This window comes from uncultured Paraglaciecola sp., from assembly GCF_963977085.1.
Lineage (GTDB): Bacteria > Pseudomonadota > Gammaproteobacteria > Enterobacterales > Alteromonadaceae > Paraglaciecola.
Map to the genome: position 1 here is coordinate 15,074 of NZ_CAXBNC010000035.1, position 12,991 is coordinate 28,064.

The 12,991-nt window shown below is 38.5% G+C and carries 12 protein-coding genes, 1 tRNA gene and 1 riboswitch; of the genes, 11 read left to right on the forward strand and 2 right to left on the reverse strand.

Going from position 1 to position 12,991, the window contains the following annotated elements:
• The 3 genes from AAC000_RS22560 (at position 1) to AAC000_RS22570 (ending at position 4,071) form a co-directional block, all read left to right on the forward strand.
• Complete coding sequence (locus AAC000_RS22560; protein WP_339726109.1) at positions 1-612, forward strand: energy transducer TonB; 612 nt, start codon at positions 1-3, stop codon at positions 610-612.
• Positions 612-1,874 (forward strand): hypothetical protein, encoded by a 1,263-nt coding sequence (locus AAC000_RS22565; RefSeq protein ID WP_339726111.1) that lies wholly within the window; start codon positions 612-614, stop codon positions 1,872-1,874. Before AAC000_RS22560 ends, AAC000_RS22565 begins: the two co-directional genes overlap by 1 nt.
• A gap of 115 nt (positions 1,875-1,989) precedes the next feature.
• Positions 1,990-4,071: a hypothetical protein gene (locus AAC000_RS22570; protein ID WP_339726113.1), complete on the forward strand. Its 2,082-nt coding sequence runs from the start codon at positions 1,990-1,992 to the stop codon at positions 4,069-4,071.
• A gap of 138 nt (positions 4,072-4,209) precedes the next feature.
• On the opposite strand, the gene AAC000_RS22575 is transcribed toward AAC000_RS22570, so the two are convergent.
• Positions 4,210-6,324: a GNAT family N-acetyltransferase gene (locus tag AAC000_RS22575; RefSeq protein WP_339726114.1), complete on the reverse strand. Its 2,115-nt coding sequence runs from the start codon at positions 6,322-6,324 to the stop codon at positions 4,210-4,212.
• Between the two features lie 232 nt (positions 6,325-6,556).
• A riboswitch (TPP riboswitch) is annotated at positions 6,557-6,660 on the forward strand.
• 59 nt (positions 6,661-6,719) lie between these two features.
• Here AAC000_RS22575 and AAC000_RS22580 point away from each other — a divergent pair.
• From AAC000_RS22580 to rimI, 7 genes are all read left to right on the forward strand, one after another.
• On the forward strand, positions 6,720-8,834 hold the full coding sequence (locus tag AAC000_RS22580) for a TonB-dependent receptor plug domain-containing protein (protein WP_339726116.1): 2,115 nt from the start codon (positions 6,720-6,722) through the stop codon (positions 8,832-8,834).
• A 54-nt stretch (positions 8,835-8,888) separates the two neighbouring features.
• Positions 8,889-9,146 (forward strand): hypothetical protein, encoded by a 258-nt coding sequence (locus AAC000_RS22585; protein ID WP_339726118.1) that lies wholly within the window; start codon positions 8,889-8,891, stop codon positions 9,144-9,146.
• Positions 9,146-9,751 (forward strand): nicotinamide riboside transporter PnuC, encoded by a 606-nt coding sequence (gene pnuC / locus AAC000_RS22590; RefSeq protein ID WP_339726120.1) that lies wholly within the window; start codon positions 9,146-9,148, stop codon positions 9,749-9,751. The genes AAC000_RS22585 and pnuC overlap by 1 nt, the downstream gene beginning before the upstream one ends.
• Positions 9,748-10,539 (forward strand): phosphotransferase, encoded by a 792-nt coding sequence (locus AAC000_RS22595; protein ID WP_339726123.1) that lies wholly within the window; start codon positions 9,748-9,750, stop codon positions 10,537-10,539. Before pnuC ends, AAC000_RS22595 begins: the two co-directional genes overlap by 4 nt.
• A 123-nt stretch (positions 10,540-10,662) precedes the next feature.
• Positions 10,663-10,739 (forward strand) — tRNA-Trp (locus AAC000_RS22600).
• Between the two features lie 51 nt (positions 10,740-10,790).
• Positions 10,791-11,291: a DNA polymerase III subunit psi gene (locus tag AAC000_RS22605; protein WP_339726126.1), complete on the forward strand. Its 501-nt coding sequence runs from the start codon at positions 10,791-10,793 to the stop codon at positions 11,289-11,291.
• Between the two features lie 7 nt (positions 11,292-11,298).
• Positions 11,299-11,763 (forward strand): ribosomal protein S18-alanine N-acetyltransferase, encoded by a 465-nt coding sequence (gene rimI / locus AAC000_RS22610; protein WP_339726128.1) that lies wholly within the window; start codon positions 11,299-11,301, stop codon positions 11,761-11,763.
• 50 nt (positions 11,764-11,813) lie between these two features.
• Here the strand turns inward: rimI and AAC000_RS22615 are convergent, their stop codons facing one another.
• On the reverse strand, positions 11,814-12,068 hold the full coding sequence (locus tag AAC000_RS22615; protein WP_215929160.1) for a helix-turn-helix transcriptional regulator: 255 nt from the start codon (positions 12,066-12,068) through the stop codon (positions 11,814-11,816).
• A 324-nt stretch (positions 12,069-12,392) separates the two neighbouring features.
• On the opposite strand from AAC000_RS22615, the gene AAC000_RS22620 reads away from it, so the two are divergent.
• Positions 12,393-12,991 (forward strand): hypothetical protein (locus AAC000_RS22620; protein WP_339726131.1); only part of this gene is annotated, 599 nt, incomplete at its 3' end.

A 12,991-nucleotide genomic window follows, 5' to 3' on the forward strand; every position in this document is an offset into this window, starting at 1 on the left:
ATGGGTCGATTAATAGTTTCTATATTTATTGGTGGTGTAATCGCTTTTGCTCTTTTTGTTTTAATGGCAGAGTTGATTTCTAATTCTGGAAAGCCACCACCAGATCCTGGTAAAACAGTTGTAATTGATATTGTTATGAATACACCAGATGACGCGACGCAGCTCAGACAACGAGTTCCGCCGCCTCCGCCTCCTCCGCCTAAACAGCCTCCAAAAATTGAGCCTGTTGAACCGGATGTGGCTGAAGTGAATACAGATGGATTAGGTTTTAATATGCCTAGTGTAGATGTAGGTGGTGCGTCGGTTAATATTGGTAGCGTAGGTGCAATGCGTGATGGTGATGCTACACCTATCGTAAGAATTGAACCAAAATATCCGGTTCAAGCAGCACGAGATGGTAAAGAAGGTTGGGTTAAACTATCTTTTACTATCAACGAAGTGGGTGGTGTAGAGGACGTCAAAGTTATTGATGCGGATCCAAAGCGCGTGTTTGACCGTGAAGCAAGACGTGCGCTAGGTAAATGGAAATACAAGCCCAAAATCGAAGACGGTAAACCGATGAAACAATTCGGCCTAACAGTGCAACTAGACTTTAAGTTGGATCAATCATAATGAATAAACATCTAAAACATTTATGTGTGGTTTCAGTGATGTCTGTTGCCACTATTATTCCGACTAGCGTTTATGCTCAGGTTTCAGCTCCCATTGCTTGCCCAGATTATAAGCGCGGAACGACTAATATTCCTGGTCAAAAGGTTGGTAAGAAAGTGGGTAAAGCCCTAGAAGCTTACAATACTGATCTGATTGATGAAGCATTGGAAATTCTTTATGAAATTGATGCTTCTGATACATTTGACCGTGCGTTTACCGATAGATTTATCGGTAATCTGTTAGCGACTCAGACGGGTAAAGCACAAAAAGCTATTGAGTACTTACAAAAAGCTGTTGCGCCTAATAAGCTTAACGATGCAGAACAAGTTGGTACTTTAAAGTTGATTGCTGATTTGAGTCTTCAGGAAGAGCAATACGATAGTGCAATTAAGTACTACCAAGAGTGGATGAAGGTCACTTGTAAAGAAGATTTTGACGTCTACTTTAGAATGGCCAATGCTTATTATCAGACAGGTAAATTTGCTGAAATTATTGCGCCAATCAATAAGGCAATTGCCTTAGCTGAAAAGCCTAATAAAACAGCTTATGCACTTAAAATGACTTCTTATTACAATCGTAAAATGTATAAAGAAACAATTGAAGTGCAAGAAGAAACTGTTCGGATATTTCCTGATGACAAAGCTCAGTGGACGCAACTTGGTTTCTTTTACATGCTTGTAGAAGATCACAAGAAGGCATTGTCTACATTTGAGATGGCTTATAATCAAGGTTACCTAACTAAGGCAGCTGAGATTAAGGCGCTGAGTCAGTTGTATTCTATGAATGATATACCCGTTAAAGCGGCGCAAATATTAGAGAAGCATGTTAAGTCTGGTTTAGTTGCCAAAGACGAAAGAATGCTGTCTTCTATTGCATCTTCATATCAACAGGCTAAAGAGTTTAAGGAAGCGGCTGACTATTATGGACAATCAGCTTTGATGGGTTCTGATCCTGATTTGTATCAGAAGCAGGGCATGGTGTATTACGCTATAGAAAAATATAGCGACGCTATTGCTGCACTTCAGAAAGCTTTGGATGGAGGCTCAGATAAAACTGGCGCCATTCATTTAGCTATGATGCAAGCCCATTTTGATAAAGGTGATTTTAGATCTGCTTACAAACATGTATTGGAAGCAAAGAAGGATAGATCTACAGCTCGTAATGCTCGAAGTTGGGAACCTTATATCAAGGAAAAGGCTAAAAACCGCAATATTAAACTTTAATTCAAAAAGCTCCTAAGGGAGCTTTTTTTACATTCCACATTTGATTAACTTGCTAAATATAGTATTTTAGCGCGCCTAATAAGTGTCCAATCTTAAGCTAATATCAGAATAATTAATGCAATACTTCATTTCAGTTTTTGTCAGTGCTTTTTTAGTATTTCTAATACAACCTATTATATCAAAAACAATACTCCCTTGGTTTGGTGGTGGTGCCAGTGTATGGACCACTTGTATGTTGTTTTTTCAGTTCTTTTTATTGATAGGGTATTTATATGCCTTCACACTGACTAAAATCCTAGCTGTACGGTCTCAGATTGTTGCGCATTTGGCACTATTGATTCTGAGCTTGTTTTTATTGCCACTTAGTCTTGCTGACATTCAAACTATACAAGTAACAGGTACGCCAACCTGGGCAGTATTAAAAGTACTGTTTTTAGGGCTTGGTTTTCCTTATTTGATATTGTCAGCGAATACACCACTTTTGCAGCAATGGTTCACCAGCGAAACTAATGGCGCGCAACCCTATAGGTTATATGCCATTTCGAATGTAGGTTCATTTCTAGCGCTAATTAGTTACCCAGTCTTAATCGAACCTTTTATGTCACTCGATTGGCAAATTAAATTATGGTCCATTATTTATGGGGTATTTGTGCTTTTGGTTGGCTGGATATTTTTTATTGTTGTGAAGCAGAATAATAAAAATAGACCGGTCATTGCTCAGCAGCTTATCAATTCTAAAGTTGGCTTCTTCAGGCTTCTCTTATGGTTTGCACTCTCTGCTTTAGGCGTGATTTTGTTAGTCTCAACGACCAACGCATTGACACAAAATATACCTCCCGTTCCTTTTTTATGGCTGGCGCCTTTAGCGATTTATTTACTTACCTATGTAGTGGCATTCAGTAATCTAGGTATGTATGTGAGGAAAATTTGGTTACCTTTCTTTATGTTGTTGTCATTTGTGGCCTTGTTTATTTATTTTATAGGTGGTCAATTTGACATCATTACTCAGTTAATGATTTATCTTTCGATTTTATTGTGCGGTTGTATGATTTGCCACGGCGAATTAAATTCACTCAAACCGCAACAAGGCAACACTAGTTTGTTTTATTTGATTTTGTCTGCCGGTGGAGTTTGCGGTAGTTTGATAGTGTCTTTTGTCGCTAAAAATGTGTTCAATGAATTTTTAGAATTTCCCTTGGCAGTATTCAGTGTCTTAGTGCTTGCTGCGGCTTCATTGTGGTGGAATAAACAACAAGGGATAGTTGTTACTACTTCCAATAAAACTGCTGTTGCGGCTAATCGTCAACTCTCCATATTGGCTGCGGGGAGTCTCATAGTGGCAGTGGTTTGGTTATCGGCTTTTACTCAACTCAACAATCAATACCAGCAATACGATATTGCAAATGGTCGAAATTTTTACGGCATACTTTCTGTGAAAGATATAACTGAAGGTAAAGTCAACGAAAGAAGGTTAATAGACGGTACTACATCCCACGGAAGCCAAGCATTACCTCTTTCTAAATCAGCTATTCCTTTGAGTTATTATCGCCCGGGTACTGGTGTGCAGATGGTCATTGAGGCGCTGTCGGACAAGGATAAATTAAATGTGGGGATCATAGGTTTAGGGGTAGGGGCGTTAGCAGCTTACGGTCAATCTGGTGACCATTATACTTTTTACGAATTAAATCCATTAGTGTCAGATTTTGCATATAACTATTTTAATTATTTAGACAGTACAGAGGCTGAAGTAGATGTGAAATTAGGCGACGCTCGGGTTACATTGCAAAAAGAGTTAGATTTAGGTGAAAAAAATACTTTTGATTTACTCGTCATCGATGCTTTTTCAGGGGATTTGATCCCCACTCATTTGATGACTTATGAAGCATTTTTATTGTATCAACAGCATATCAAAAACCAAGGTGTTATCGCGATTCACATTTCCAATAGACATTTGTCATTGTTACCAGTTATTTTACATCATAGTTATACTTTAGATATGCAGGTTATGTTTTTTGAAACGCCAGGTGGTGGTAATGAACACGACACACAGTGGGTAGTGTTGACAAATAATAACAAATTAACCCAGTCACCAAAGTTAATTGCAAGGCAAACTGCATTAGTGAAAGAACGTTATCAAAAGGTTTTATGGACAGATGATTATTCAAGTCTTCTGGCTATATTAAAGGTCTTAAACTAAAAAGTGGCTAGTTAAGCTGAATTTTGGATAGGCCATAGAGTCTAACATTCAGCGTTAAAGTGCCTCAGCCAATCAACTCTAGCTTACATATTGTTTTGCTGTAAATATAATAATCTTGCAGCAAATTGTATCCAGAATTTAGGCTTTTTCTAAGAGTATTTTTGCAAAGTTATATTTTAAGGCTTGTTCGATTTGTTTTTTACCACTCAAGCTAAAGTTTTTACAAAGCTCCTTATCCGTTTTATTTTGTATCAGTGCCGCCACCAATAGCTTTTGATCAGGTGTGGCTAATTTTGAGAGAGAAGCCGGATTAACTATCAGATACTCTTTTAAAAGGCGTTTGCAGCTTGAATAGGCGCGTTTCCCGAAAGCAAATTGTCTCAATAAGAGCACATTGAGACATGATCCCCCAGTGGAGGTTGGTTTAAATCGTAGAATTTGCACAAGCATGTCTTCAGACACATTCTGAAAGTTTTTGTCTAACTGATAAAGCAACTCTTGGTAAAATTCAATGTGAATAGCCGTAAGCATTTCCAATCTGTCATTTGTCAAAGGTTTAATACAAATGCCACTATGCTCACCACTTGATATTTCAGGCTTTGCGCTTAGTTTAGCCAGCAAAAATTCACTTTTGTTCCAAAACTTTAATATGTTTGTATTGCAACCAAATGAGGCGGTTAAAAAACTAATTTGATGCTGCTTCGCCTGTTGCTCCACGAAATTAATTAATTGTTTCCCAAGTCCTTTGCATTGATGTTCAGGGATTATTGCTATTCTGCTAATACGCCACTGACTAGCCAATAGGTAAGAGGGGATGTTGTAAGTTGAGGTAATGTTTTGCGCTACTAAATGCCCTTTTACGCGCCTGCTACAATCAGCAATATTTTCGGCTAGTTCGGTAAAGTCCTTGCCTCCTTCTTCGATTATTTGCGCTACTCCTAGTAAAGTTGTGCCTCTGGTCATAACAAAACATTTTATTTCAGGGGCGTCTAATAATCGTTGCAAATCGTCTTGACTGGTTTGGTAGTGGGCGTCTATTAATAATCCAAAAATATCTGCTAATAGCGTTTTGTTGCTAAGTAATTCGCTTTTGGAAATGTACCGACAACTAATTGTTTCGCTCACGGGCTCAATATCTTTGTGACTTTGTGGCTCAGTATGGAATAAAGTGTTTAACCAAAATTGTTCTAAAGTATCCTGTTTATACCAGCGTATTGGTTGTGAAAGATGGATTCTTTTGAAATTAGGTTTTAGTAGAGATAGTTGTTTTATAAAGCGCATTTCAAACCCACGACCGCTGCCTTCATATCCATGAACGGTTGAACTAAACACAATACGAGGAAACGTTTTCGCAAGTTTACAAAGAATATGTACGGGTATTGCAGACGCTTCATCTACTAATAATAAGTCTGGGGGGCTTTCATCTTCTAATAATTTATCTATTGGTTTAAACGTTAGTGAACTTGACTGATAAGTCACACTATTAGAGGTTGTTAACGCATCAGGCAATAATCGTTGATTATGAACAAATACCTGTTCAACAGTGTTAATATGCGGTGCGGTTAAATAAATGGTTTTTTTTGATGTTTGCATTAATCGAGCTGCGGCAATGCCTAAGGCGGAAGACTTTCCGCGGCCTCGGTCTGCAGTTAAAACTAAAGGTCTATTTCTATGTCCTTGTGCAACTTGACAGATTTTTTTGACAGCCATTTCTTGTTCATCATATTTTTTTTTATCTAAACTATCTTCTACAAAAGAAATCTTAGCAGCAAATTGATTGGCAGATAAAATTGCAACGGCACTGTCTCCTCTAAAGGCGTCAACTAAGTGTTGAATGAAAAAACTCTGGGTATCTTTTTGTTGGTAACCATAGGAAATGCGATTGAGTTGTTCGGGATCCGCATAATATGGCCATTGCGATAATTCAGGACATAACAAAACCATTAATCCATTTGCTGTGATAGTGCCACTTAAGGCCATGGCCGCATTGGCCCTAAACCCACTAAAGCAGTTTAGTATCACCCAGTCATATTCATGACCTAATTTTGAGCGGTAGTTTTTAACACTAATATTGTCATATTCAACTTGGGAGTTTCCAACCCATAAAATCTTTTGTTGGTCTTTTTCACGTAATAAGGTGCTAGCAGTTTCTGTTGCCCACGCCTCCTGACCTGTTATGACCAATAACTGCCTATGACATAATTTTGAATGACGTTGTTTTAGCCATTGGTTTAGCTGCTCGGGTAAATTCACAAAAACTTCTTATTTTGGGCGTTTGCACAGTGTTTGCTAGTGTAAGCAAAGTTTTTCAAGAATACGAATGTGGTTTAGGGATATTGCACTTGGTTATCATTAAATACAGTCAAACCTAAAATGGCAAAATAAATACTATTTTAAACTTACAAATTCCTATTCATCTATTGCGGAGGTTTATATGCCTGTTACACTGCTTGCGATTAATGCAAGCTAACTAAAACACTTGTATTGAACAACCAAGGGGAGCCATGTGGCTGAGACTTGAGTTCGCACTCATAAACCCTTATACCTGATCCGGATAATGCCGGCGTAGGAATGGTAAGACAAACTTATTCCCATTTACCTGCCGTAAACCCGGATCTTTTCAAACTTTTCTGAAGAGATCCTTTTAAATGAAATGTAGTAAAAAAACCTTAGCTAGTGTCATTAGCTTAATATTGGTTAATACCCTTGCCACCGCGCAACAATCAGATACTCAAGCAGCAGAAAGCGATATAGAGACCATTACGGTTCAAGGCGCAATGACTGCCACTCCATTATCACAAATGGCGACGAGTATTTCGGTAATAAATGAATCTGAAATTGCAGAGCGTCAAGCGCAACATCTCGAAGATATTTTTAATAGAGCTGCTAATGTCAATTTTGCAAGTGGTGCGAGTCGAGGTCGGTTTGTGCAAATAAGAGGAATTGGCGAACGTAGCCAGTTTACCGATCCGGTCAATCCATCTGTTGGCTATTTGGTTGATGGCATTAATTATTCTGGATTACTAGCAGGTGCCAGCACTTTTGATATTGCACAAATAGAAATTTTTAAAGGACCAAATAGTGCGCGTTTTGGTGCAGATGGTCTTGCGGGAATGATTAATGTTATTAGCAAAGAAGCGACTGATGATTTTAATTTAAATACACAATTTGGTTTTGCGAATTACGGTAGTTGGAATGTAGGGGCCGCTATGGGTGGAGCCTTAAGTGATTCAGTTAATTATCGTTTGTCGCTACATCAAAATAACAGTGATGGTTTTATTAAAAACACCTGGTTAGGTCGCGATGATACCAATAATATTGATGAATTTACCTCTAGGGGTAAACTTAATTGGCAAGTAAGTGATGATTTATCCATTAAAACAGTTGTTCATCTTATTGATGTTGATAACGGTTACGATACATTTTCACTTAACTTAGACAGAACAACCTTGTCCGATGAACCAGGCCTAGATACACAAGAGAGTGAAGCCTTAGGTATCACTTTTGATTACGCAGGACTCGACTTCGCTGATTTACAATTTCAAACTAGTTTCTTACAAGCAGATCTGGGGTACGGGTATGACGAAGATTGGAGTTATGTAGGAATAGCGCCTGGCTGGGAGTACTCTTCTACTGATTACTATTTTAGAGACCGCCAAGACAGCTCTCTTCAGATGAAGTTAAGCAGTAAAAGTCGTACCAAAAATTCATGGGTAATTGGTGCGTATTATTCTAATGAAACCGAAGAGTTAAATAGGCTGTTTTTTGATTTTGACCTTTGGCAAGACGCCACTTTCGATAGTAAGGTTGACCGAATTGATAGTGCAGTGTTCGGACAATATAAATACTTATTATCAGATACTCAATGGGTGACAACAAGTTTACGCCTAGCATCACAAACGCTGGATTACCAAGACTCCAACTTAATCAATGAATCAATTGAACATTCAGATTGGGGGGCAGAAATAAGCTATCACCAACAAGTAGGTCAAAGCAGTATGCTTTATGGGAGTGTATTACGTAGCTTCAAAATGGGCGGGGTAAATGGTCAATCACTAAGTAAAGTGGATGATGAAGATGTCGCTGAGTTTAAGCAAGATATACTCAACAATGCTATTTTCGAAGCTGAATCTCTCATAGGGGTAGAGTTTGGCATTAAAGGTTCAAATCAAGATGGAAGTCTGCAGTTGGATTTCAGCACTTTTTATCAAAAACGTGATGATGTGCAATATAAAAACTCGATTGTAAATGAACAGTCCTTTGTTGATTTCTATGATAACGCCGCAGACGGTAAAAATTATGGAATCGAAGTGAGTATCAATTACATGTTTTCAAACACCCTTGATGCCTTTGCGAACTTGGGATATCTAAAAACCGAAATTAGTAAAATCACCCGACAGGATGGCACAACTATAGATGGTAGAGATCAAGCCCATGCGCCTACTTACCACATAAATGCAGGACTAAATTGGCAAATATCTGAGAGCGTTAACTGGTTAATTGAGTTTGATGCAAAGGATGAATTCTTTTACTCATTTAGTCATGACAACAAATCTGAACAAGTTGTCCTTGCTCACACCAGTTTAGATTTCCATTTAGCCAACTGGCAAATTAGTTTGTACGCACGAAACTTATTCGATGAGCAATATGCGAATCGCGGATTTTATTTTGGTAATGATCCTAGAGATGAATACGCAGCACATGTTTATGAACAGTTTGCTGAACCACGTCGTTTAGGGGTAAACCTTAGGTATCAATATTAATCATATTTTAAGAGCCGAACTAATAATAGTTTGGCTTTTTTATAAGGAGTTTTTATGAAATTAGTTGCAGAATTATCCATGTACCCACTTAATGAACAATACATTCCGCCCATTCAGGAGTTTATTGACCGTTTGAATAGTTACAAAAATATCAAGGTGACTACCTCTGCAACCAGCACAATTGTAAGTGGTGAATACCTGCCCACTATGCAATTATTGGCTGAAGAAATGCAGCGCAGTCATGAAAAAGTAGGGCAGGCTATTTTTGTTTGTAAATTCTTAAATGGCGATAAGATGAGTACCGACATTTAATGGAAAGTTTACTCACACAACTTGCTGCAACTTCATTTTTGGAAGGGATTGCGGTTGTTTTAGCACTCGCTTATGTTTGGTTAGCTGCTCGTCAAAACATATGGTGTTGGCCTTGTGCTTTGGTCAGCACCGGCATCTACATTTGGTTGTTTTGGCATGTATCTTTGCCTTTTCATACCGCCCTTAACTTTTACTATTTGATTATGGCTGTTTATGGCGTGTTAAAGTGGCGTGATAAGCAAGCTGATACTATTGCAGTGCAGAGTTGGCCACTCTATCAACATATCATTTGTATTGTTGGATTGACCATTAGCGCATTCCTATTAAGCCACTTTGCAAATACAGTATTAGACGCAAGATATATTTATCTCGATGCGTTTATAACGGTTTTTAGTGTTTTCACTACTATGCTCGTAGCCCATAAAGTCCGCGAAAATTGGTTGTATTGGATTGTCATAAATTTATTTGCTGCTTACCTTTATTTTGCCAAAGACTTAGCATTAACTGGGATCTTGTTTATTTGTTATACCGGCTTTGCGGTATATGGTTTTAATAATTGGAGGATAAAACCCGTTAATATGCAAAGCCAAAAAGAGGCGATATGAATGACTTAAAAGTTATGTTGGAAGCTGAGCTAACTGGCTTGAATTTTATCCAGTCTGACTTTGATCTCACTGCAATTAATGGGGGCACAATAAACAGTAGTTATCGCCTGCAAACATCTAACCAAAGCTACTTTGTTAAAACGTTTGAGTCAGATAAAATTGCACTTTTGGATAGAAGAAAGTTATTCCGTATTCAATCTGTACTTGCAACTGAGGGACTTGCGGTAAAGCCCGTTTATCTTTCAAAGTCATTGAGTTTTCAAATTGATCAATGGCTTGACTCCCCAACCTTAGATCAAATTGGCGAATCAAGCCTCACCATCACTAAGTGCTTAGCCTCTGCTTTAACAAAATTGCACAACACCAAGATAGATGCGCCAGAACTAGATTTGCCAAGCCAATGGCAACATTATTTAAGTCTAATTGATGTACCTGTTTCAGACTCGATGCAGCAGACATTCGATAAATATGCATCCATATGGTATCGGGCTTGCGACACCAAAAAGGTGTTTTGTCATAATGATTTGGCGTTGTCTCACGTTACCCATAACCAAAATAATAAAATATTTGATTGGGAATACTGCGCCATATCTTGCCCTTATTTTGATTTAGCATCTTGCGTTGCGGTGAATGGTTTTAGCTCATCTGAAGAAGCGAGTTTATGTGCATTCTATGCCCAATATAGTGAACAACGATTATCAGAGGTGGTTAAGAAGGTCGCGATGATGAAACCCCTTGTTGAACTAACCTATAAGCTTTGGTACGAGGCTGCTCGACAGTCAAGTTGACGCTTTAGTTAAGTGAAAATAGGGTTTTAGTTCATAAAACGTGCAGTTGCACATAAGATATCAATACTGAAAGCAAAATCACTTTACCTTTTGTTTTCCGTCAGTATAATTCAGCCCGTCAGCAGGAGTGTAGTTCCAATTGGTAGAACAGCGGTCTCCAAAACCGATGGTTGGGGGTTCGAATCCCTCCACTCCTGCCAACTTTTCTTAAACGTCAGTTATCCCAATTAAATTCATGTTAATCTGTTGCAATGGAAAATACCTCTCATCTAGTGTTAAGTGATTATCAGCGCGCCGTTTTAAATGAAATGGGGATTGTTTCATGGCAGTTAGTCAATCAAAAACAAAATCAACCCAAAGTCGAAAATCAAACTAGTGATCCTGTTGTCACCTCATCTGATGTGGTTTCAAGAGTTGATGCGTTAGAAAAATTAAAACAACTTAAAGTACAGACTCAAAAAAATGAAACGACTGACGCGGTACTAGTGACATGTTCTCAAAGCGATGCCCAACTTCAAATTTTTACTGATGTATTAATAGCGTTAGGGCTGGAAGCTAAGGAACTCAAATATGTTTCGACTGAGCAACTCAGTCACTATTCAGACTATCCCCTTAGTTGGGTTATTGGCGATAACCTAGGCTTCCAGAATAAACAACTGATTACTCCACCTTTATCTGAGTTGTATCAGTCTGCTACTAAGAAACAACTTTGGCTGCAATTACAAAGCGCCAAATATTTAATTGAATGTTAAGTTAATATTGAGTGCACTATCTTTGACTAAGCCTTGTTTTTCACCACTAATTGCTCAAAATAGCGATCCTTATTTTGAGCTTCATAAACAAGGACAATTCTCACCTTGGTCCCGAAAAATATTCGACGATTGTTTAACTAAGCCATATTTTGCCTATTCACTTGACTTAGATAATCAGCCTTTAGGTTATTACATTGGTATGAGAGTCTTAGATGAAGTGACGTTGATGGACATAGTTGTAGGCGCGGCTCATCGAGGTAAGGGGGTAGGGAAGTCCTTATTGCAACATCTTATGGATCATTGCAACCAACATAATATTCAACAAATTTGGCTTGAAGTACGTGAGTCTAATGCCGCGGCAATCAAGCTTTATGATAATGCTGGCTTTATTGTAGTGGAGCAGAGAGTAAATTATTACCCAAGTGAAAAAGGTAAGGAAGATGCTTTGATAATGTGTTGTTACTTAGGGTAAAGCTAATTAATAGAGTATGTGGAAGGGGGACTATCGCCCCCAACTAAGATTTAACGACGTGCAGCCGTTACATTTAGGTTTTCTGTAGAGTCTTGGCGATCAACTGCTAATTTTACAAACTTAGATGAGTTGTAATTACAGCCCACACACATTGCGATAAATTGGTTCATACTCGGGGCTCCGATATTTTTTTCCCAATTCTCGTAAGTCTTGCGTGTTTTCACATTAGCCAGTTTTGCCATTTTAACCGTAGTTAACCCAGCATCAAGACGCATTTTTCTTAGATCTGCACCATTAATATACATTTTTTGGTTCCTCTTATGATTATTGATACAACAGCAGAGTTGTGGATCATTATTATTATTAATCTCTGCTTTCATTCTCAATGTTAAGAGTACAAATAAAAATGTGGATTTGACTCCACGAGGTGAATTAATTGCACTTTATTGGGTAAGATTATGATTCGTAAAGCTATTAAATATTATTTATTATAAAAATAGTTTCGCCTCAGATGAGACGAAAGAATCTTTGGATAATATTTAGTCATTATAAGTTTTGTAAACTTTGTTTTAACAAGGTCAACCGAGTTAATTTAGGCGTGACTTATAGGTGGCTTGGTTTTAGCACCTATGGCAGCAATAATCGCAGTGTTGTTAACCGGTGGCTTGGTTTTGGCGCCAATGGCAGCAATAATCGCTGTGTTGTTAACCGGTGGCTTGGTTTTAGCACCTATGGCAGCAATAATCGCAGTGTTGTTAACCGGTGGCTTGGTTTTGGCGCCAATGGCAGCAATAATCGCTGTGTTGTTAACCGGTGGTTTGGTTTTAGCACCTATGGCAGCAATAATCGCAGTGTTGTTAACTGGCGGCTTGGTTTTAGCACCTATGGCAGCAATAATCGCAGTGTTGTTAACTGGTGGCTTGGTTTTAGCACCTATGGCAGCAATGATGGCAGTGTTGTTAACTGGTGGCTTGGTTTTAGCACCTATTGCAGCAATAATCGCAGTGTTGTTTACCGGCGGTTTGGTTTTGGCGCCAATGGCCGCAATGATGGCAGTGTTGTTAACTGGCGGCTTTGTTTTAGCACCAATGGCAGCAATAATCGCAGTGTTGTTAACCGGTGGCTTGGTTTTAGCACCTATTGCAGCAATAATCGCAGTGTTGTTAACTGGCGGTTTGGTTTTAGCACCTATGGCAGCAATAATCGCAGTGTTGTTAACTGGCGGCTT